The 20545-nt window shown below is 70.8% G+C and carries 15 protein-coding genes and 1 pseudogene; 3 read left to right on the top strand and 13 right to left on the bottom strand.

Going from position 1 to position 20545, the window contains the following annotated elements; translation table 11 throughout:
• Positions 1-167: 167 nt before the first annotated feature.
• The 3 genes from ABEA81_RS03805 to ABEA81_RS03795 all read right to left on the bottom strand — a co-directional run bounded on the left by ABEA81_RS03805 (position 168) and on the right by ABEA81_RS03795 (position 3579).
• Entirely contained in the window at positions 168-1154 is a 987-nt protein-coding gene (locus ABEA81_RS03805; RefSeq protein ID WP_345603328.1) for a thioredoxin family protein, read from the bottom strand.
• On the bottom strand, positions 1151-2353 hold the full coding sequence (locus ABEA81_RS03800) for an epoxide hydrolase family protein (protein WP_345603326.1): 1203 nt from the start codon (positions 2351-2353) through the stop codon (positions 1151-1153). The genes ABEA81_RS03805 and ABEA81_RS03800 overlap by 4 nt, the downstream gene beginning before the upstream one ends.
• A gap of 395 nt (positions 2354-2748) precedes the next feature.
• Positions 2749-3579 carry a class II glutamine amidotransferase gene (locus tag ABEA81_RS03795; protein WP_345603324.1) on the bottom strand — a complete coding sequence of 277 codons (831 nt, stop codon included), beginning with the start codon at positions 3577-3579 and terminating at the stop codon, positions 2749-2751.
• 321 nt (positions 3580-3900) lie between these two features.
• On the opposite strand from ABEA81_RS03795, the gene ABEA81_RS03790 reads away from it, so the two are divergent.
• The gene (locus ABEA81_RS03790; RefSeq protein WP_345603322.1) at positions 3901-4149 is read left to right on the top strand and encodes a universal stress protein; all 249 of its coding nucleotides are present in this window, start codon (positions 3901-3903) and stop codon (positions 4147-4149) included.
• 10 nt (positions 4150-4159) lie between these two features.
• Here the strand turns inward: ABEA81_RS03790 and ABEA81_RS03785 are convergent, their stop codons facing one another.
• The gene (locus ABEA81_RS03785) at positions 4160-5797 is read right to left on the bottom strand and encodes an MFS transporter (RefSeq protein ID WP_345603320.1); all 1638 of its coding nucleotides are present in this window, start codon (positions 5795-5797) and stop codon (positions 4160-4162) included.
• Positions 5794-8259, bottom strand: a complete 2466-nt coding sequence (locus ABEA81_RS03780; RefSeq protein ID WP_345603318.1) for a Lon protease family protein — start codon at positions 8257-8259, stop codon at positions 5794-5796. The genes ABEA81_RS03785 and ABEA81_RS03780 overlap by 4 nt, the downstream gene beginning before the upstream one ends.
• A gap of 1169 nt (positions 8260-9428) precedes the next feature.
• Between ABEA81_RS03780 and ABEA81_RS03775 the strand changes: the two genes are divergently transcribed.
• Both ABEA81_RS03775 and ABEA81_RS03770 read left to right on the top strand, forming a co-directional pair.
• On the top strand, positions 9429-9716 hold the full coding sequence (locus ABEA81_RS03775) for a hypothetical protein (RefSeq protein WP_345603316.1): 288 nt from the start codon (positions 9429-9431) through the stop codon (positions 9714-9716).
• A gap of 100 nt (positions 9717-9816) precedes the next feature.
• Positions 9817-10311, top strand: a complete 495-nt coding sequence (locus ABEA81_RS03770) for a hypothetical protein (protein WP_345603314.1) — start codon at positions 9817-9819, stop codon at positions 10309-10311.
• 80 nt (positions 10312-10391) lie between these two features.
• On the opposite strand, the gene ABEA81_RS03765 is transcribed toward ABEA81_RS03770, so the two are convergent.
• The 8 genes and pseudogenes from ABEA81_RS03765 to ABEA81_RS03730 form a co-directional block, all read right to left on the bottom strand.
• On the bottom strand, positions 10392-11249 hold the full coding sequence (locus ABEA81_RS03765) for a universal stress protein (RefSeq protein WP_345603312.1): 858 nt from the start codon (positions 11247-11249) through the stop codon (positions 10392-10394).
• Positions 11250-11298: 49 nt separating this feature from the next.
• The gene (locus tag ABEA81_RS03760; protein ID WP_345603311.1) at positions 11299-12312 is read right to left on the bottom strand and encodes a C-terminal binding protein; all 1014 of its coding nucleotides are present in this window, start codon (positions 12310-12312) and stop codon (positions 11299-11301) included.
• A gap of 39 nt (positions 12313-12351) precedes the next feature.
• The gene (locus ABEA81_RS03755) at positions 12352-12657 is read right to left on the bottom strand and encodes a hypothetical protein (RefSeq protein WP_345603310.1); all 306 of its coding nucleotides are present in this window, start codon (positions 12655-12657) and stop codon (positions 12352-12354) included.
• A gap of 55 nt (positions 12658-12712) precedes the next feature.
• Positions 12713-14092, bottom strand: a complete 1380-nt coding sequence (locus ABEA81_RS03750) for a glucose-6-phosphate dehydrogenase (RefSeq protein ID WP_345603308.1) — start codon at positions 14090-14092, stop codon at positions 12713-12715.
• A complete protein-coding gene (locus tag ABEA81_RS03745) occupies positions 14089-15918 on the bottom strand; it encodes a glycoside hydrolase family 15 protein (protein ID WP_345603306.1) in 1830 nt (609 codons plus the stop codon). Before ABEA81_RS03745 ends, ABEA81_RS03750 begins: the two co-directional genes overlap by 4 nt.
• Positions 15905-16249 carry a DUF1269 domain-containing protein gene (locus ABEA81_RS03740; protein ID WP_345603304.1) on the bottom strand — a complete coding sequence of 115 codons (345 nt, stop codon included), beginning with the start codon at positions 16247-16249 and terminating at the stop codon, positions 15905-15907. The genes ABEA81_RS03745 and ABEA81_RS03740 overlap by 14 nt, the downstream gene beginning before the upstream one ends.
• Positions 16250-16621: 372 nt before the next feature.
• Positions 16622-19519 (bottom strand): arabinosyltransferase domain-containing protein, encoded by a 2898-nt coding sequence (locus tag ABEA81_RS03735; protein WP_345603302.1) that lies wholly within the window; start codon positions 19517-19519, stop codon positions 16622-16624.
• Between the two features lie 760 nt (positions 19520-20279).
• Positions 20280-20545 (bottom strand): annotated as a pseudogene (locus ABEA81_RS03730) (hypothetical protein); the annotation flags it as partial.

Below are 20545 nucleotides of genomic sequence, written 5' to 3'. Positions count from 1 at the left end.
TTCATCAGTGGCTCCTTCCCGGACAATCCCTTCCAGGACCGACCATCACTTTGCGCATGGCCGGCCGGGCGGGAGGAGGACGGCGCCATCCTCCGGGCCGGCATCGGCGTTGCCGACGCGACCAGCCCTCCCATATCGATCTGCGTGACGTTCATCCGGCCTCCCGACTAGCCGAAGGTGAACACGTAGGCCTGGGCGCCTGCGTCGAGGAAGGTGATCTCGAAGGTGCGCTCCATGATCGGGGCGTCCTGGCGGATCAGCTGGTAGAGCCGCTCCTCGCCGACGGTCCCGTTGCCCCGCTCGTCGATGTCGAGTCCGCGGGCGCCGTCCGGCGGCTCCCCATCGAGCAGCACCCGGAAGCCCGTCGGCCCGCCGCCCGCCCGGGAACCCAGCACGAGGTTGAGGTCCCGCCCGTGGAAGCGGTGCACGATGCGGCCGCCGGGCTCGTTCAGGGTCGTGATCTGCTCGCCCACCGTCCAGTCGCCGGCGAGAGCCCAGTGGTTGAGCTGGAGGCGCGACGGCTCGACATAGACCCGGCTGCGGTCGCGGGCGAGGCCGGCCGGTGATGCAAAGCCGGTGGCCCGGGCGTAGCCGACGTAGGTCTCCGGCGACCCCAGCGTGCCCCAGTCGGCGGCGAGGTAGACGCCGTCCGGCTCCACCGACACCAGGTCCTCGTCGACATCAGCGCTTCCCGCCTCGGTGAGCAGCCGCTGGATGACCCTCTCCGATCGCTCGTAGTCCTCCTCGCCGAAGTGGTGGTGCCGGATCCGTCCCTCGGGATCGATGAAGTAGAGGGCGGGCCAGTACGCGTTGTCGAAGGCCCGCCAGACCGCGAACTCGTTGTCCACCGCGACCGGATAGTCGACGCCCATCGGCTCGAGGGCAGACCGGATCTTCTCCAGGTCGTGCTCGAACGGGAACTCCGGCGAGTGGACGCCGATCACGACCAACCCGTCGTCGCGGTACTTCCGATCCCATGCCTTGACATGGGGCAGGGTGCGTAGCCAGTTGATGCACGAGAAGGTGCAGAACTGGACGATGACGACCTTGCCGCGTAGGCCTGCCGGCGTCAGCGGACCGGAGTGGAGCCAGGCGGTCGCGCCGCCGAGCTCCGGGAGCCGCCCCTCGATGCGCAACTTGTCCGTCGCGGTCACCGCAGTGACCTGAAGGTCGCCCGGATCTCCTCCGCGAAGGTCTGTGGCTGTTCCCAGGCGGCGAAGTGGCCGCCTTCGTCGACCTTGTTGAAGTGGATGAGCTTGGGATAGGCCCGCTCCGCCCAGCTCCGCGGTGCCGGGTACAGCTCGTCCGGGAAGACGGTCACACCCACCGGGATCTCCACACCCTTGGCGTCGAAGAAGGCCAGCTTGCTCTCCCAGTACAGACGCCCGGAGGAGACCGCCGTGTTCGTCAGCCAGTAGTGCGTGACGTTGTCCAGGACGTCGTCCCGCGACAGACCGCCGGGCTGCCCGGCGAAGGCGCGCGCGATCAGCTCGTAGCTGCGCACGTCGTGATCGAGCATCCACGCGGCCAGGCCGACCGGCGAGTCCGCGATGCCGTAGAGCGTCTGCGGCCGGTTCGCCATCTCGATCGCGTACCCGACGCCGGTGGCGAAGAAGTGGGCCAGCACCTCGTACGCCGTCTTCTCCTCGGCGGACAGCCCGGGCGGCGGCGGGTCGCCGATCCGGAGCGCCTTGGAGATGTCGGGGGGAACCGTCGCCGGCATGTTCGTGTGCATGCCGAGCAGCCCCGGGGGCTTCAACAGCGCCATCTGCTCCGTGACGGCGTTCCCCCAGTCGCCGCCCTGGGCGACGAACTCGGTGTAGCCGAGCCGGTTCATCAGCTCGACCCACGCGCGGGCGATGCGGATCGGGTCCCAGCCCGTCTCGGTCGGCTTTCCCGAGAACCCGTAGCCCGGCAACGAGGGGATCACGAGATGGAAGGCGTCCGATGCGCTCGCGCCGTGTGCCGTGGGGTCGGTGAGCGGATCGATGATCTTCAGCTGCTCGATCGTCGAGCCCGGCCATCCGTGCGTGACGATGAGCGGCAACGCGTCCTCGTGCTCGGACCGAACGTGAATGAAGTGAACGTCCACCCCGTCGATCTCGGTGACGAAGTGCGGGAGGGCCGCAAAGCGCGCCTCGAACGCGCGCCAGTCGTAATCCGTCGCCCAATAGGCGGCCAGTGCCTGGATCGTCTCGAGCCGTACGCCTTGGGTGGGGTCCGGTTCCCGGTCGGGCCAATTCGTCGCATTGATACGACGGCGCAGGTCGGCAATCTGTTCCTCGGGGACGTCGATCCTGAACGGGCGAACATCCTTCGCGGTCGCTGTCTTGGTCGAGGCCGTGGGATCCACCTACGTCTCCTGACGGTTGGAGTGTCACGCTGACGAGGCTCGTCGCCTGGTCCACGAGCGTGGTCATCTGGCGGAGCGACCGGACTGCGGCGCGCATCTCCTCGGCGATGACGTGGTCGTCACATGATTCCGGATTCCGTGCAGTGCGAGCCCATAAAGCCCGGGCAACACTCCTCCTGATCCAACATCAATACAAGGTGCGGACGGATGGGGATAGCTCGGTGCTCGTCCGAAGATCGCTACTCGTTACGGGTTGGCGAGTCAGGTGCGCAACGGGCGGACAGTAGAAATTCGATCCTTGCGCCGCCACAGCTAGCCCGATCTTTCGTCGTCTGGCCTGGGACGCGGCAGAGCTCCAGGATGGGGTGCAAGCTGCGATACGCCCTGTGACCTGCTCAGGACGCCTGCGGGCCGAACGGGACCTCGAGGTCGTCCCCGGGCTGCACCACGACCGCCGAGCCGGGCGGGATCTCCCGCCACAACCCGGGCAGGTCGACCAGCGGCTCGGAAACGACCACCCGGGCCTCGTCGGAGAAGTGCTGCAGACGCTCGTTCTCCGGGTAGAGCAGCCGGACGTCGCGCACCGACGAGCTGAGGAACAGCGTGTTCGCCTCCGGCCCGCTCGCGTACCGCGCCGCGTAGAGCCGCACGCCGTCGCTCAGCCCGACCGTCATCTGCAGCGGGTGCTGCACACCGGCCCGCCGCCCCACGGTCTCGACATACCCCGCCATCCGCTCCAGGCCGCCCAGCGGGTCCTCCACCAGCCCGAAGGTGAGCGCGAGGTAGAACATCAGCTCGGAGTCGGTGGACCCCCCGATCCCGGGGAACAGCGCCGGATCGACCGTCAGCAGCAGCTCGCGCCGCACCTGCTCGAAGGCCTCGATGAACCCGTTGTGCACGAACAACCACTCGCCGTACCGGAAGGGGTGGCAGTTCGTTTGCTGCACCGGCGTGCCGGTCGCCGCACGCACGTGGGCGAGGAACAGCGGCGAGCGCAGCTGAGCGCTGATCTCCCTGAGGTTGCTGTCGCCCCAGGCCGGCGAGGCGCTGCGGAACAGCCCCGGCCCCTGCGCCGTGCCGTACCAGCCGAGGCCGTAGCCGTCCCCGTTGGCGATCGCGACGTCGGGTGCATGGCTCTTGCTCTGCTCGATCAGCGATCGCGTGGGTTGGTAGAGCAGCTCCTCCGGACGGATGGGATCACCGGAGTAGCCCAGCCAGCGGCACATGGCTGCGACTCTCCCACCCGGTGGCTGCCGGCGCAGGCCATGCCGAGCCTCTCCATGCGGCGAAGCAGACGAAGGAGTGCGCCGTGGCCCGCCCGCAACCCTCTCCCACGTTGACCCCCTCCGGGACGCCGACGGCCCCGGACGGAGAACGGCCGGCTGTTGCTGACGGGGCGTCGGGCGCAGCCGGTCCGGCCACCGCGCCGGCAGCCGACACGGCAGCCGATCGTGGCGTGGCGCCGGACCTGCCAGGTCGTCTTCGGGCTGCTCGCTGTCGGGCACGCGCCGCTGGTGCCGAGCCTGCGCCCGGCTGCGCTCACCTCGGTGGCCCTGTTCGTCGGTGTCGGGCTGATCGTGGACGGCCTTGCCCAGCTCGGCGTGAGCGTGGACCACGTCGTGGTGGAAGGCCACGCCGCTCACGCGATCCTCGGTCAGGCGGAAGATGCGCAGCTGATCGTGGTCGGCACGCACGGCAAGGGCCTGATCCGCCGCATCCTGCTCGGGTCGGTGAGCCGGCAGGTCCTGAGCGATGCCGACCGGCCGGTCGCCGTCATCGATCTTCCCGACACCTGATCCCCGCCGGTCAGAGCGTCGCCTCCCGCACGATGTCCTCGGCTGACAACTCGCCCGGGGCGTACCTCGGCAACCTCGCGGCCGGGAAGATCGACAACAACGAGATGCCCGCCACGATCAGGAACGACGCCTGCAACGCACGTAGCCGGGCGTCCTCGTTGATCGCCACCGCTCGCTCCACCTGCTCCGGTGTCGCCGAGGTCGCACCGAGCACGCTGCTCAGCTCGTGGTTGGTCACGAAGTCGACCTGGTCGAAGAGGGCCGTCGTCTCGAGTTCCGGCGGCAGCTCGGACCGGGCGAAGGCCGACGCCAGGAGCATGCCCAACAGTCCGACCGCGATGACGCTGGCGAATGCCGCGCCGATCGCGTTCGAGACGTTGTTCGCCACGCCCCGCAGCGCGCCGACGTCGCCGGCCAGTCGCTTCGGAGACGCGGACACGAGCACGTTGAACAGCAGGGTGAGCAGCGTGCCCTCGCCGATGCCGACGAGGAGCAGACCCAGGATGACTGCGACGGTGCCCCAGTCGTTGCCCACGGTGAAAGCGACCACCACCAGACCGATCGCGATCAGGATGAAGGAGGCGACCCCGAGTCTGCGGGGCGAGAGGCGACCGTACAGCCGCACGGAGATGACGCCCGCAAGCGCGACTGCACCCGCGTACGGGAGGATGGCCACCGCCGAGAACATGGGCGTGCGGTCCTGGACGATCTGGACGTAGAGCGGGATGAGGAACCCGACCGCGAGACCGAGGCTGCCCGCCACGAGGAACGCGATGACGGCGCTCTTCTCCTCGTCGCTGTCCAGCACCTCCATCGCGAGCAACGGCTGCTCGTCGACCGCGATGCGCCTCTTCGACCACGCGAAGAACGCTTGACCCAGCACGATCCCCAAGAGGATGAGCAACGGCGCCGGCGACACGCCCAGGACGGAGAACGGCGCCGCCTCTTCCGCCACCAGCGGGCCCCACGTCTGGAGGTTGTTGAAGCCGAACAGGATGAGGGCGATCGCGGCAGCCGAGAGCGCGACCCCGACGACGTCGATGGTGATGCCGCGCTGGCGCGGGATGGGCGTGAGGCGATAGCTCAGGATGAGGACGACGACCGCAAGCAGGACGACCAGCCAGTACGAGTAACGCCAGCTCAACGCCGTGGCGAGGAACCCGGCGATGACGAAGGTGATCGCGCTGGCGACCGCGGGGATGCCCGCGAGCACGCCCAGCGCCGTTTCCTGCTGCCGGCCGTGGTAGTTCGCGGCGATCAGCACCACCAACGTCGGCACGATGGCGCTGGCGGCGAGCCCCGCGATCGCCTGGGCGGTGTTCATGGTGCCCGCATCGGTGCTGGTCGCCATCAGAGCCATCGCCCCGCCGTGCACGACGACGCCGGCCTGGAACACCAGACGCTCGCCGGCGAGCTTGCCGATCTTCGCTCCCAGCATGACGAACGCGGCGACGAACAGCGAGTAGAGCAGCAGGGCCGTCGCCGTGGCGGTCGCCGGCGCATCCAGGTCCTCGGAGATCGGCCCGAGCGACACCGGCAGGGCGCTGATGTTGATCGCCATCTGCAGTTGGGCGAGGACGATGACGACCAACGGCAACCACGGCCCGTGGCTCGGGCGCGGGACCCCGGCGTGGGACGCGGGCTTCACCCGGGGGCTCGGTCGGCAGGGCTCGACGCGCCGGCGAGAGCGGCGCCGGGACGGACATTGCCGAACTCGCGTACCTGCTCCGCGTACTCCCGCAGCCGATCCTGGACCAGCCGGTGCACGGTGCCCTCCGGGAAGGTCCCGTCAGCCGCCGGTTCGCCGGCCGACCGCTCCGTCAACAACTCGATCCCCTCGTCGATGTGGCTGACCGCCCAGACGTGGAACCGTCCGGCGCTGACCGCCTCGACGACATCGTCCCGCAGCATCAGGTTCTTGACGTTCGACGTCGGCACGAGCACCCCTTGCTCACCCGTCAGTCCCCGCTCGCTGCAGACGTCGAAGAAGCCTTCGATCTTGCGCGTCACGCCCCCGACCGCCTGCACCTCGCCGTGCTGGTTCACCGCGCCCGTCACGGCGATCCCCTGGTGCAGCGGCAGGTCGGAGAGGGCCGACAGCAAGGCGTAGAGCTCGGTCGTCGACGCCGAGTCGCCGTCGATGCCGCCGTACGACTGCTCGAAGGTGATCGTCGCCCCCAGCGAGAGCGGCCAATGCTGCGCGTACTGCGCCTGCAGGTACCCGGTCAGGGTCAGGAATCCCTTCGAGTGGATCGGGCCCGACTTCTCGATCTCCCGCTCGATGCTCTGCACCGTCCCCAGCCCGACCGAGACCCGTGCGGTCACCCGGGTCGGCCGCCCGAAGCTGTGGTCCCCGATGCCGAGCACCGCCAGCCCGTTGACCTGCCCCACCTGCGCGCCCTCGGTGTCGATCATGATGGTGCCGTCGAGGATCACGTCTCGGCTCCGCTCCTCGACCAGGTTGCGCCGCCGCTCCTGCTTGGCGATCGCCGCATCGACATCCTCTGCCAGCACGACGTCGTGCCCCGCCTCGCCCGCCCAGTGGCTCGACTCGACCGCGAGCCTGGCGACGTCGAGGAAGCGCGCGGTCAGCTTCCGCTGGTGATCGCGCAGCCGCGCTCCGTGCTCCACGATCCGGGCGACGGCCGAGCGGTCGAAGTGGCGCAGTTCGCGGTCCTGGACGAGCCGGCTGAGGAAGGCGGAGTAGCTCGCGAGATTCGCCTCGCTCCACTCCATGTCCGGCGCGAACTCCGCCTTCACCCCGAACAACTCCGGGAAGTCCACGTCGGCTTGGTGGAGGATGTCGTACACCGCGGACGGTCCGATCAGGATCACCTTCAGGTCGAGTGGAATCGGCTCCGGACGTGGCCGAGCCGTCGGCGCCGCCTGCTCGCCCGGGTTGTCGATCCGCACCTCGCCGGACACCAGGGCGCGCTCCAGCCCCTCCCAGGCGATGGGGTTGCGCATGACGTCGAGCGCGTGCACGACGAGGAAACCACCGTTGGCGCGGTGCAGTGCGCCCGGCTTGATCTGCCGGAAGTCGGTCACCATCGCCCCCAGCACGGCCCGGTAGTCCTGTCGGCCGGTCAGGTTGAAGTAGGTGGGGTTCCGCTCGACGACGACCGGGGCGCCGTCCACGTCGCTGTTGTCGATCAGCACGTTGACCTCGTACCGCGCCAGGCGCTCCTGCCGCTGGAGTCCGCGCATCGCGGCCGGGCCGTCCGCGTGCTCCGCTTGCCGGGTTTCGGTCGCCGGCAGGAAGTCGTGCAGGTGTCCCGGCAGGTTCTTCTCGATCTGCTCGATGAAGGTGAGGACATCCGGCTGCTCGCGGTACTCCTCGCGCAACTCCGCGATGAGCGGGCCGACGGCGTACAGCGCCACCTCGCGTTCGAGCGCACTCACGCGCTCCTGGGCCTCCTTCTCGATCTGCTGCATCTGACGCACGAACGCGCCGACCTCGCTCTGGACCTCCGCGCCCCGCCGCTCGAGCTCCGCCTTCCTCTCAGGTGGCAACTGCCCGAACACCTCTTGCGCCATCGGCTGGCCACCCTGCAGTGGGATCTTGCCGATACCGGTCGGCGTCATCTCCAGGGCGAAATCGCGTTCCTGCGCGAAGGCGCGCAGATCCGCTATCGCCGTGGCACGACGCGTATTCACCTCGGCCAGGGACTGCTCTTGCCGCCGCGCGTAATCCTCGCTCTCGAAGGCGCGGGGGATCTCCCGCTGCACCGCCTCGAGGAACGACGCCATCGCCGTCGCCAGTCTCCGGGCGTGGCCGGCCGACATCGAGAAGCTGCGTGGCCGGTCCGGCTCGGCGAAGTTGTGGACGTAGACCCAGTCAGGCGGCGTCGGCCGCGTCGCGGCGAAGGAGTGCACGGCCGCCAGGACGGTGCTCTCGCGCCCCGTGCCCGGCGGACCGGCGGCGTAGAGGTGGAAGCCGCGCACGCCGACCTCGAGCGCGAAGGCGATCGCCTCGGCCGCGCGCGGCTGCCCGATCGTCGTCTGGACCGGCGCCACCTCGGCCGTCGTCCGGAACGGCAGCACCGCCGGGTCGACCCGTCGCCGCAGGTCCTCCGGCTTCACCGCCAACCGCTGGCGCAGTGCCTCCATCACGCTCCTCCTCACGACTCGATGCAGGCTGGCACTCATGCCTTCGTGCGTACCGCGGGGTCCCGCGACGTCTCCCCCTCCGGGCAGGTCCTCGCGCCGGACCGCCGGCAACCGGGCGCCGGAGAGCCAGGCCCCGCCGGGCGATCTCGTCCACGACACCGCGCGATCCGCCGGATCCCGCACCTGTGAAGGTCACCTCACCCAGCTCGTCGACCTGGCCGGGGACGGTGGTGTCGATGTCGGCGAACGGGGTCTCCACGGCGCCGCGGGAAGCGAAGCGGGCCGGCGCGGCGACATCGGTCGAGGTGCGGCCCTGCTGCGAGCGGCCGGCAAAGGTCCGTTCTCCTCCTCCAGCCGATCGGCGTACCAGCCGTCGAGGATCGTCCGGGCCTCGGCGACCAGCTCGCCGTCGCCGCGGCCCTCCGGGTTGCCCGGCACGCTGTGCGCCCGGGAAGTCCTCGTCCTCCAAGACGGCGAGCTGCTCCGCCGGCCCCGCGAGATCCTCCTTGCGCACCTCCCCCAGCTGGGGCTGCGCCTCCCGAACCCCGTTCGGGTAGGCGATCCGCTCCGCCTCACCCGCCGACTCGGGCGTGGTCTGCAGGCAAATCGAGACGGCGGCCGGAGCGGCGGCCTGCCAGAGCGCGTCGATCTCGGACCGGGTCGGGATGTCGGTGTGGAGCGTCATGTGTCCTCCGCCGCGAGGCATCCGTCCACCCGTCACCCTGCCGCGCCTGCAGCAGGCGAGGAAGCGCCTGACCGGACCAACAGGTTGAAGCCGGCCAGTGGCCGTAGGCGATCAAGGCCGACTCCGACTCGAGTACGGTCGGAGTCGCCCCATCGTCCTATCGCTGCACAGCGGCTGTCCACACGCGTCGAGCAAGGATCTGTACGCCTGGAACCTGCTCCCGGTCGTCAGCCCGGCGATCGGCGGCCGTCGTCCGTCGCTCCGGAGGAGCTGACCCGGCAAGGTCACCGCGGCGCTGGTCTGCGCCCCGGGGTTCGGTGCACTTCCGGCTGACCCCCGCCACGTCGAGTTCGCCAACCGCGCGATCGCCGGGTCGAGGTCGTCGAGCTGCACGACCTGCTGGCCCCTGGCGCCCTCGTGCCCCGAGGACCATCCTCGACGGGCCGCGGCGTGTCCCTGCACCGCGGAACCCGGGGAGGCCGACATGGTCTACGTGGAGGTGGGTGCCTGGTCGGGACGGGCCCGTCCGCGAGGGGCAGTGGTGGTCGGCTACAACGGCAGGACGCACAGCCGTGTCGCCTTGAGGTGGGGTGCTGAGGAAGCGGTGCGGCTCGATGCGCCCCGGCTCGTGCTCTACGCCGCCAACTACCTCGGGATGACGGTCGCGCCCGGCCCGGGGCTTCTCCAGCGGATGGTGCTCGGCTCGGTCAGTCACGCCGTGATCCACGGCGCCGGGTGCGTCGTCACCCTTGCCGGGCAGGGCCACGAGTGATCCGCTCGCGCTCCGCGGCGGACGCGTTCGCCCCGCTCCGGCCCGTACACCAACAGCAGACCCGCCGTGGCGCGGTCGTGGAACCGGAGAGGAACTGGCGATGGGCGACGTCATGATCCAGGCGCAGCGCCTGCCGGGAGTCGGCTGGCGGTACTCCCTGCCCACCGCTCCCGACCGGCAATTGATGGTCGTGGTGGAGGATCGGGGGCCGCGGCATCTGGTGGTCCTCGATCCGTCGCTCGACGCCTCGCTCACGACAGTGCGGTTGAGCGAGACCGACGCCGGCGTCGTCGCGGCGCTGCTGGCCGGCGTGCGGTTCCACCTGGAGGTCCCCGACGAGGAGCCGGGGCAGCGCGCACCCGACGAAGCCGCCGTCTGGATGCTGACCGTCCAGCGCGGATCCCCTGCGGTGAGCCACCGCCCCGCGGAGGCGCTGCTGGCGCTCGGTCTCGATGTCGCCACCCTGCTCGACGTGGTACCCGAGCGGGTCGTCGGACCCGGAGAGGTCGATCACGAGCGACCGCTCGAGGCCGGGGACAAGCTCGTGGTCGCCGGGCGCCGCTCACAGCTGGAGGCGATCGGTACAACCATCTGATCCACAGGAACGCGCGATGGAGAAGACGATACAGCGACTCCGCGCACGCGGAAGGCACGCTGCGCCGGCGCCGGCGGCGGTCACCCTCGTTGCGGTCGCACGACGGCGACCGGGCACGCGGCCCGGTGCAGCATGGCGTTGCTGACCGAGTCGAGGATCAACCCTACGAGCTCTCCGTGCCCGCGCGACCCCACCACGACGAGCTGCGCATTCTCCGACAGCTCGAGCAGCCCACGTGCGGGCTGGCTGTGGATCACGATGCGCTGTACGCGCACGTCGGGGTACTTCTCGGTCCACCCGGCCAGGCGCTCCGCCAGCCGGCGCTTCGCTTGGTCTGCGAGTTCCATCCACTGCGCTGCGATCCGCACGTCGCCGGGTGGGTCCCCCCACGTGTGCACGGCCATGACGGGCACACCCCGCGACGCCGCGGCCTCGAACGCGAAGGCGATCGCGGCCCCCCCGACGGGCGACGCGTCCACACCGAGGATCACCGGGGTGGTGCTGTCGTGCACCTCTCCCCTCACCACGACCACCGGGCACGCCGCCTGGGTGCACACCCCGACCGCGACGGAGCCGGCCACCACGGCAGCGATCCGCCCGAACCCGCTCGCTCCGACCACCAGCAGCCCTGCGTGCTGCGACTCGGCGGCGAGCACGGCGACGGGGTGCCCCATCTCGACCTTCCGATCGACAGTCACCGCGGGAGCGACCTCGGCCGCGGCCGCGGCCGCATCCTCGTTGCCCTGCCTGGCCTGCTCGAGCATCGCGTCGACGGGAAAGCCCAGCACGGGACGATCGAGCCCGTCCACCGCGGTGACCAGGCGCAGTCCCGCCCGCCGCCGGGTCGCCTCTGCCCCAGCCCACCGGACGGCGTCCAGCGCTCGCGGTGAGCCGTCGACACCGACGACGATCCACCGTTGATCCTCTGGTGCGCTCATCGGATGCTCCTCTCTGCCGCGGGCGCGCTCGAACATCCGCTCGCGCGGCTCACGATGACGGGCCGGGGTGGACGATGGCGAGCTGGGCAGCGTTCACCGGCGACAGCGGCGGCTTCCCGGTCAGCACCCGCGCCACCTCGCGGGCGGCGAAGTCACGGACGGTGCGGATGGCCTCGTCGGAGTAGTAGGCCGCGTGCGGCGTGATGATCACGTTGTCCAGGCTGAACAGCGGGTTCACCGGTTCCCAGCTCCGCTGCTTTGCGGGTTCCTCCTCGATGTCGTCCAGTCCTGCGCCGGCGATCCAGCCTTCCTTCAGCGCCGTGTACAGCGCGGTGTCATTGACGATGGGCCCGCGGGCTGTGTTGATGAGGATCGACGTCGGCTTCATGCGGCGAAGTTCCGGCTCGCCGATGAGGTGGTGTGTCTCCTTGGTGAGCGGTGCCTGGATCACCAGGTAGTCCGCATGCTCGACCAGCTCGCTGAACGAAGTCGGCCGGGCGCCGTGAGCCGCCACGTCCTCCGGCGCCAGGTACGGATCGTGGGCGATGACGAGCATGCCGAACGCGTGTGCTCTGGCGGCGATGGCCTGCGCGATCGCGCCGAACGACAGCAGCCCGAGGGTGCGTCCCTGGATCCGGTGGATCGGCTCACCGGACTGCCACCGCCAGGTCCCGGCGCGGGTCGCACGGTCGTAGCCGCAGATCTTCCTGGCGGCGGCGAGGAGCAGGGCCATGGCGTGGTCGGCGACCTCGTTCTGGCACCAGTCGCTGGGGACGTTGGTCACCAGGATGCCGCGCTGGGTGGCCGTGTCCACGTCGACGATGTCGACCCCGGTGCCGTACCGCGCGATGACCTTGCACCGGGTGAAGGCGTTGATGGCCCTGGCCCCGACCGCGGCGTACTGGGCGATGACCGCGTCCGCGTCCCGGGCGGCCTCGATGACGTCGTCCTCGGTCTTGCAGTCGGCGGCGACCAGCCGGAGGCCGGCGTCCTCGATGATCGCCCGCTCGATGTCCACGTCACCGTAGTCGTAGTCGGCGATGACGACGGTCTGCTTCGTCATTTCCTGTCACCTTCACGAGGAGAACGGCCGCGGGCATTCCTAGGTGAGAGAGGCTCCGAGAGACGTGTCGCCGGCGACACGTGCGTACAAGGAGAGGATCCCGCTGCTGTGGCGTGGCTGCGGTGCCCGGTTCCCGCCGGCCTCATAGACGCCGTTGCTGACTTCCTCGATCAGCTCCCGGAAGTGGAACGTGCCCGGGTGGCCCATGCCGTAGGCGCTGTCCACCAGGACCTGCGGCTTGCCGAGATCCTCCTCGGTCCAGTTCATCCCGAGGCGGAGCGCGTCTCCCTGGTGGTTGACCATGCGCAGCCGCTGGCTGCGGAGCTGCGGTCCGGTTCGTGCCATCGTCCTTCCGTTCCTTCCGCCCAGCAGGTCGTGGAACGCCCAGCGAGCAGGTCGGTTAGCTGGTGCCCTCCCGCTGCCGGGGTCCAGGCCCATCCGAACCGGCGGGGTATTCCTCGAGCGGAACGAGGTCTTCGGACCATGCCGACAGCACGGGGGTGAGGACGCGCCAGGCTTCTTCGGCTTCGTCACCGCGGATGGACAGGGCTGCGTTCCCGTCCAGCACGTCCAGCAGCAGCCGGCCGTAGGCGGGCAATTCGGGCGGGTCGATCCGGGCGGTCAGCGTCAACGGGACGAAGGTGTGGGCGCGGGCGCCGATACCGATCAGGTCCAGGGTCATGGTCTCCGGGGAGAGCCCGAACCGCAGCAGGTTGGGCTGCGGTTCCCCGCTGTGGCCGAGGGGCAGGTGCGGCACGTGCCGGAAGCGCACGGCGACCTCCATGCGGTCCCGCCGGAGCGCCTTCCCGGTGCGGAGCCGGAAGACCGTTCCCGGCCAGCGCCAGTTGTCCAGCTCGAGTTCCACCTCGGCGAAGGTCTCGGTGCGGCGGGTGGGGTCCACCCCCGCCTCGGCGGTGTAGGCCGGGACGTCGCGGTCACCGAGCCGTCCGGCCGTGTAGCGGGCGCGGCGGGTGCGGCGGACGACGTCGGCGTCGGTGAGGGGCCGCACCGAGCGCAGGACGTCGAGCTTGTGGTCGCGCAGGTCACGGTCGCCCAGGGTGATCGGCGGCTCCATGGCGACGAGGCAGAGCAGCTGCAGCAGGTGGTTCTGCAGCATGTCCTTGAGCGCCCCGGCCCCGTCGTAGTAGCCGGCCCGGCCCTCCAGGGCCAGCGATTCCTCCCAGATGATGTCCACCTCGGCGATGTGCGCAGCGTTCCAGACGGGCTCCAACATGCGGTTGACCAACCGGGTGCCGAGCACGTTCTGGACCGTGGTCATGGCCAGGAAGTGGTCGACGCGGAACACCGCCTGCTCGGGCACGAGGTCGGCGAGCAAGCGGTTCAACTCCACCGCGCTGTCCAGGTCCTCGCCGAACGGCTTCTCCAGCACGACCCTGCTCCCCGGCGGCAGGTGCGCCTCGTGCAGCGCGGAGACCGCCGCGGGGAAGACCGCCGGAGGCAGCGCCAGGTAGGCGGCGACCGGCCCGTCACCGGCAACGACAGCCGCGACGGCGGCGGGGTCGGTGACGTCTGCCCGACAGTAGCCCGATGACGACACCACGGACTCCTTGGCGGAGGCCGGGAGCTCCTCGGCGTGCCGGCCGAGCTGGGCGCTCGCCCACCGCCGGAACTCGTCGCCGTCCCAGTCCTCCCGGCCGGCGCCGGTCAGCCGGAAGCCATCGCCGAGATGCCCCGCGGCCCGCAGCGCGGCGAGCCCGGGCAGCAGGTAGCGCGCGGTGAGGTCACCGGTCGCCCCGAAGATCGCCAGCCGTTCGATCATCTCGGTTCGCCCTTCCTGGCTCGCGCGAGCGTCACGCCGCTGGCGATCACGCCGATATGGCTGAACGCCTGCGGGAAGTTCCCGATGAACTCACCCGTCGACGGGTCGATCTGCTCCGGCAACAGGCCGAGCGGGCTGGCCCGGGCGCACAACGAGTCGTACAGCTCCTCCGCCTCGTCGAGCCGGCCCTGCATGGCCAGGTTGTCGGCCAGCCAGAAGCTGCAAAGCACGAAGGCGCCCTCATCACCGGCGATGCCGTCGGGTGAGTCGTGGTGCGAGTAGCGGTAGAGCAGGCCGTCGCCGGCCGACAGGCGCTCGGCCACGGCCGCGGCGGTCGCCGCCATGCGCGGGTGATCGGCGGGAACGACCCGCCGAAGCGGGAGTGCCAGCAGGCTGGCGTCCACGCTGCCGCCGCCGCCGAGATGCTCGCTCAGCGTCCGGTTCTCCTCGTCCCAGGACTCGTCCAGGATGATCTGGCGGAGCTTGGCTGCGGTGGCCCGCCAGGCCGGGAGCGGCCCGGGCAGGCGCAGCCGCTCACCGATGGCCACCGCCCGGTCCAGGGCCACCTGGCACATCGCGGCCGAGTATGTGAAGACCCGGCCCTCGCTGCGCACCTCCCAGATGCCCTGGTCGGGCTGGCGCCAGGCGTTCCCGGCGGCCCCGGCCAGGTTGGACAGCGCCGCCCACAGCGGCTGGTCGAGGTAGCCGCCGGCGCGGACCCACTGGTCGGCGCAGTCCAAGACCTCGCCGTAGACGTCGTGCTGGCGTTGGTCGGCCGCGCCGTTGCCCCACCGCACCGGAGCGGAGCGCCGGTAACCTTCGAGCTCGGCGTCCTCCCATTCCGCAGGTACCGGGCCACCGTCGAGGTCGTACATGATCCGCGGCAGCCGGCTCTGCTCGAAGGCGTCCAGTACCCAGCCCAGGAACGCCTCGGCCTCATCCGCGAACCCGATCCGGCGCATGGCGAACACGGTGAAGGCCGCGTCCCGGATCCAGGTGTAGCGGTAGTCCCAGTTCCGCACCCCGCCGACCGGCGCCGGCAACGACGATGTCGGCGCGGCGACGAGTGACCCGTTGACCCAGTGGTCGCACAGCTTCAAGGTGATGGCAGCCCGCCGGACCAGCGGCTCGGCTGGGCCGTCGTAGCTGAAGCGCGTCATCCACCTGCGCCACGCCTCCCCGGTGGCCTGCAACATCGCGTCCGCGTCGAACCGGTGGTGGCGATGAATGCGGCCCCACGACAGCACCAGGTCCAGCGAGTCGCCCTGCTCCAGGTCATAGCGGCCGTGCAGGCCGCTCAGCGGGCGGCTGGACCGCAGGTGCAACCGCAGGTCCGGGCGCCGCGCGGGCATGACCACCAGGCCGCTGGCGGCACGCCGCGCCTGGGCGCCGCCCCGGGGCTCCAGGTCCACCCGCAGCCGAACGCTCCCGTGCAGGACCACCACCGACCGCACCAGTTCGCCCCGGCCCGCGGGAACGTCATCAGTGAGGTCGGCGCCCGGGCGCAGCGCCAGCGCATCAGTGAGGCGAACCGTGCCGGTGGCACTGCGCAGCTCGGTGACCAGCACCCCGGTATCGGGCTCATAGCGATGCCGCGCTTCGGTCAGGCCATCCGGGGTGATGCTGAAATGACCGCCGTGATTCCGGTCCAGGATCCCGCAGAACAGCGGCTCGGAATCAAAGCGCGGAAGGCACAGCCAGCAAATATTCCCGTCCAGACCAGCCAGCGCCACGGTCGACCCGTCGCCGATCAACCCGAGATCTTCGAGTGGCGGGTAGCCGTCCCGGGCGCGGACCGGCCGGAAGGGAGGGTCAGGCTCGAGCATCGTCGCGAACCTCGCGACTGCCGTCGTCGGTGATTCCGAGGTCACGCATGGAATCGAAGGGCGCGCCGCCGGCCGCGCCGATCGCCATCCCGAGCAGCCGGGTGGGGAAGAGCAGACCGAACAGCATTCCCCAGAAACCGCCGCTGACCGCCCCCGTCCCGGTGGTGCCGAGCAGTTCGTGGGTCTTCGGCTTCTTCTGCCCGGCGCTCCGGCTGACCACCACGGCGTCGTGCAACCGGAGCAGCGCCTCGTCGTGCAGCTTGTTGACCTTCTTCAGCGCCTCGTCGGCGCCGTGGCGAGTCTCGGGCTCCCACCCGGTGAGCGTGAGCATCGCAACCTCCACGTGTCGACCGCACAGGCCCATCCGTCCTGGCACCCGGTCTAGCCGGACATCGCCGGCACCGCGTCACCCGCGGTGGATGACGCGGACAGACGATCACACGGGAAACGGCGGGCTGCCGCTGGTGACGGCCTTCAGCAAGGAGTTCCTCGACCTGCCTGGATCCGCGGTCAAGAAGATCGAGATCGGTTTTCCGGGACGGCCGACGCAGTACCGTTACACCGGTCTTCGACTCCTGTCAACGTCTACGACACCGCGTACATGCTCACCCGGTGCCCCGAGGAACAGTCACGCAGGACAACCCCCAGAGCGGCTGAACAAGGAGATCAACCCCGCCGCACCGCGCAGGCGCGTGAGCCCGGCTCAGCCGGGCACCGGGTCCACCTCGGGTACCCGGGTGTGCCCGTCCGCGCGCCAGCCGGGCACGCTCGTGGTCGTAACGTGTGGTGTCGGCTCCTCGAGTGGCACGACGGGGATCCAACGAAGCAGCTGTGCTGGCTCGCGCAACGGCTCCCCACGCAGGTAGGTGGCCATCCGCAGCTCCGTCACGAGCAGGCGCGGACCGGCGAAGGGGCCGCCGAATGCGGGCGTGTACGTGATCTCGGCGGAGGGATCTTCCGGGGGCGGAGCCACGCGCCAGCGCGGCAGCCCGGCCGTTCCGAGCGGCAGCGGCTCGGGGCGTAGGCAGGGGAAGAGGAACGCGACCGGCCAGTCCAGAACGGCGGTCGATCCGGGCGGCAGCACTGCGGTCATCGGTGTGAGACGGGGGACTCGTGGGAGCGACACAGCGGCTCGCCGGCCCGTCCCGGCTCCGGTCGTCGACTCCGGCGCGTTGATCGCGATCCGGACGGTGTCGGCGCCGGGTGGCGCCATCACTCGTTGGTCACGAGGCATCGTGGTGGCCGGCGCGAGCATGCTCCGGGCGACCACCTGGCCACCGCTGCCGAAGTCCAGGCCGATCGAGTCACCCGGCGCGGTCGCTCCGGCGAGCGTCACCACGACCGGCAGGACCGCCTCGCGCTGTGCCTCGTCCAGCACATACCAGGGCGTGACGCCCGTGCTGGGTATCGGCACGCCCGGCAGCACCGGCCCCCCGACGTCGACCGGGACGACCGGCATCGCGGGCTCGGCCGCCCCGGCCGGCCCGACCGCCTGAGGCAGCGTCCCGGCGGCGGGGTCGGTCTCGACCGACAGGTCGGACTGGAGGCCGCACGACGAGCCGGTCAGCGTGCGCACCGCGTCCGAGGCCAGCGTGTACGTGTCCGGGCGCGCTGCGCTGACCCGGACGAAACCGAGCACCTCCAGCGCCACGACGGCGATCACCAGCACCAGCGCCGGCCCTGCGGGGGCGGGCACCCAGCGCGGCAACGTCGGCTCCGGCCGGTCAGTCGCGCGCCGCCACACCACGGCGCCCGCCAGGCCCACCACGAGCACGGCACCGAGCCCGAGCACCGCCTCGGCCAGCCGGACGGGGCCCAGGTGCGGGCTGTTCGTGCTCCACGTCAGGCCGTAGTTCGAGACGTAGGCCCACGTGTTCAGGCCCCTCAACACGAGCGCGCCGACCACGGTCACTCCCGCCAGCCCGGCGATCGCCGGTCGACCTAGCCCGGACCGCGCGCGCAGGCCGGCGCGTGACCACGTCAGCACGGCCAGCACCAGAACACCGGCGCCGAGCCCGGCGAGGCCACCGAAGTGGTGGGTGAACTTCGTGGGGCTGAGTGTCATGGCTGCGAGCGCGAGCACGAACCCGACCACCAGACGCCGGGCCGGCCCGCCAGCCACATCACGGCGCTCGCGACGCGTCAGCGCCCAACTCGCGCCGGCGACGGCGAGCAGGGTCAGCAGCACCGGCGCCCGGCGGGCCAGCGAGCCCTGGATGTCATGGGGGTCGAGCAGCAGCGCGTACCGCTCGTATTCCGCGTACCACGCCGGCCTGCCGCTGATCACCGTGCGCACCCGGACCGACTCGAGCACGGCGGCCAGGCTCTGGTTGGCGAAGACCAGCAGGGTGGCCGAGGCGGGTGCGGCCAGCAACGCGACGGCCAGCGGCAGCCGGTGCAGGTCCGAGCGCTCGCGCAGCCGCCGCACCAGTGGCCCGGCGGCTGCCAGGATCGGTGCGAACGCGAGCAGTCCGGTCGGGGTGACGAGCGTCGTGACGCCGGCGAGCATCAGGGCGGCGGCCAGCGGGAGCACCCGGCCGGTGGCCACCGTGCGTTCCACCGTGACGTAGACGGCGAGCGCGCCCACTGCCACCCACGGCTCGGGTCGCAGGCCGAGGTTGAACGGCAACCACCACAACGCGAACACCGCGGCCGCGGTCCACCGCCCGCGGACGCCCGCGCACGGCCGGCCCAGGCGAGGTAACAGGTGGCGGGACAGCAGGGCCCAGCAGACCAGCCCGAGCAGGGTCGAGGGCAGCCGCATCCACACCGTCGACGGAGAAACCAGCGACCACCAGTAGTAGAGCTCGTAGAACCAGCTGAACGGTTCCTCCGGCGCGTTCAGCCACCGGTAGACGTTCCCGATGAAGCCGTTACTGCCGCGGCTGCGCACGATGCCGCTGATGTAACCGTCGTCGACCGTGATCGGCCCGATCACCCACCAGAGCCCGAGCACCGCGGCCAGCACGACGTCCACCGCGCCGGGTCGCCACCGCCGCTCTCCCGGCGCCCGCGGACCGGTCCGCCTCCCCCGGACCGCCCGATCCGTGTACGCCAACGCGACCAGCAGCACCAGCAGCGACGCCACACCGAGCACCGCGATCGACAGCTTGAGCGGGCCGATGGTCGTACTGAACCGGGTATCGGTCACCAGCCGCAGGTCCAACCCGGTGGCGTCCGGCAGCTCGGTGAACGCGCCAATCACGTTCGGCCGTAGGTCGCCCTCGCGGACCGCGAGAACCACCTCGGCCATCCGCAGCTCCGTGCGGTCGACCCCCGAGGTGAATGTCCACGAGCAGTCCGACCCGGCGGGGACCGGCCAGCTGCCGAGGTCGACTCCCGCGCTACTCACCGCGAGCCGCCCGTTCACCACGGCCACCCTCAGCCCTGGGAGGGGATGCGCGGACGGGTCGACGCGCAGCGGGGTCGTGGAGAGCAGCACGTGCTCGCCGGCGCCGCCCGCCTGCGCCAGCCGCCGGGCCGCGGAGCAGCTGACCGAGGCGGTCAGGCTGATCGGCTGGTAGGGCATGAGCGGGATCGCGGCGGCTTCGGGGTCGGTTGGCGACGAGGGCCAGTGGTAGGTGACGGTGGGCTGCACCACGGGCGCGAATGGGAACGCGAGCGCGGCCAATCCCGTCAGCAGCCCGGCCACGACCACGACAAGCCGCGCGACCCGCGCCGGTCGCGCTGGGTCTCCCGAAGAGGTTGGCCGAGCCGCCCGCGGGAGCGACGCCACCATCGCAACGCTAGCCCGCTGCTCTTGCCAGCGCGGCCGCTAGCGGGACGCTGAGGTGTGGTGCGGGCAGGGCAACGCGAGGGCCAAGCAGGCGCAGAAGGACCAGGCGCTGCGCCGTGCGCGCGCTGTTCCCGTGCCCGCGATGCAGTGTCCGGCTGCCGGCAGGCTGACGGGTGTGCACCAGCTGGACGAGCAAGTCCGCACGGCGTGCCGCCCGTGAACGTGGCAGGAGGGCGTTGAAGATCAGTTTGTGACGACCGGTGCCGCTTGCCCACGTCCACGCCGGCCCACGCCTTGTCCAGCACCGCCTCCGCACGCAGAACGCCGGTGCCGAGACGAGCTCGCCGGCAGTCGCTATGCAGCGACGATGCGCAACTCTCGATCAGCGGCCGAGTCGTCACAGGGCGGGCGGCCAGTCGTAGGAGGCCACCCACGGGCAGACCACTGAGAGCCACACCCCCGGCGGGACGTCCGAGCCGACCACCAGCCCCACCCTGACGCTCGATGAGCCCGACGTCGACACCGGAGCGGCTGCTCTCCGCCTGCTGACGAGCAGAAGCCGACCCGCGGGTAGCGGGGCCGGCTCCTGCTCTCACTGTCGCTCGTCGCGCCGGTAGGAAAACCATCAGACCTGGTGGAGTTCCTGATCGTGGACAGTCTCGGTAGTCGGCAAATGAACCCGAGTCGTCTCGGAGGCCGCCTTGGGTGCCCCTAGCAGGTTTCGGTGCAGGAGATGACGGTGGAGGAAGTCAACCTCGTCCGCCACGACGGCCTCGTACGGCGGTCCGTCATAGATGTCGAAGTGATCGATATCCGGATAGATCCGAAGCTCGCCCTCGGGTGCTCGCAGTGCGGCGTCGATCGCCGGCCCGGGCAGGGCAACCCTGTCGT

Source organism: Pseudonocardia adelaidensis (assembly GCF_039543345.1).
GTDB classification, from domain to species: domain Bacteria; phylum Actinomycetota; class Actinomycetes; order Mycobacteriales; family Pseudonocardiaceae; genus Pseudonocardia; species Pseudonocardia adelaidensis.
Note: the sequence above shows the minus strand (reverse complement) of the source record. Positions and strands in the feature narration are given on the sequence as shown.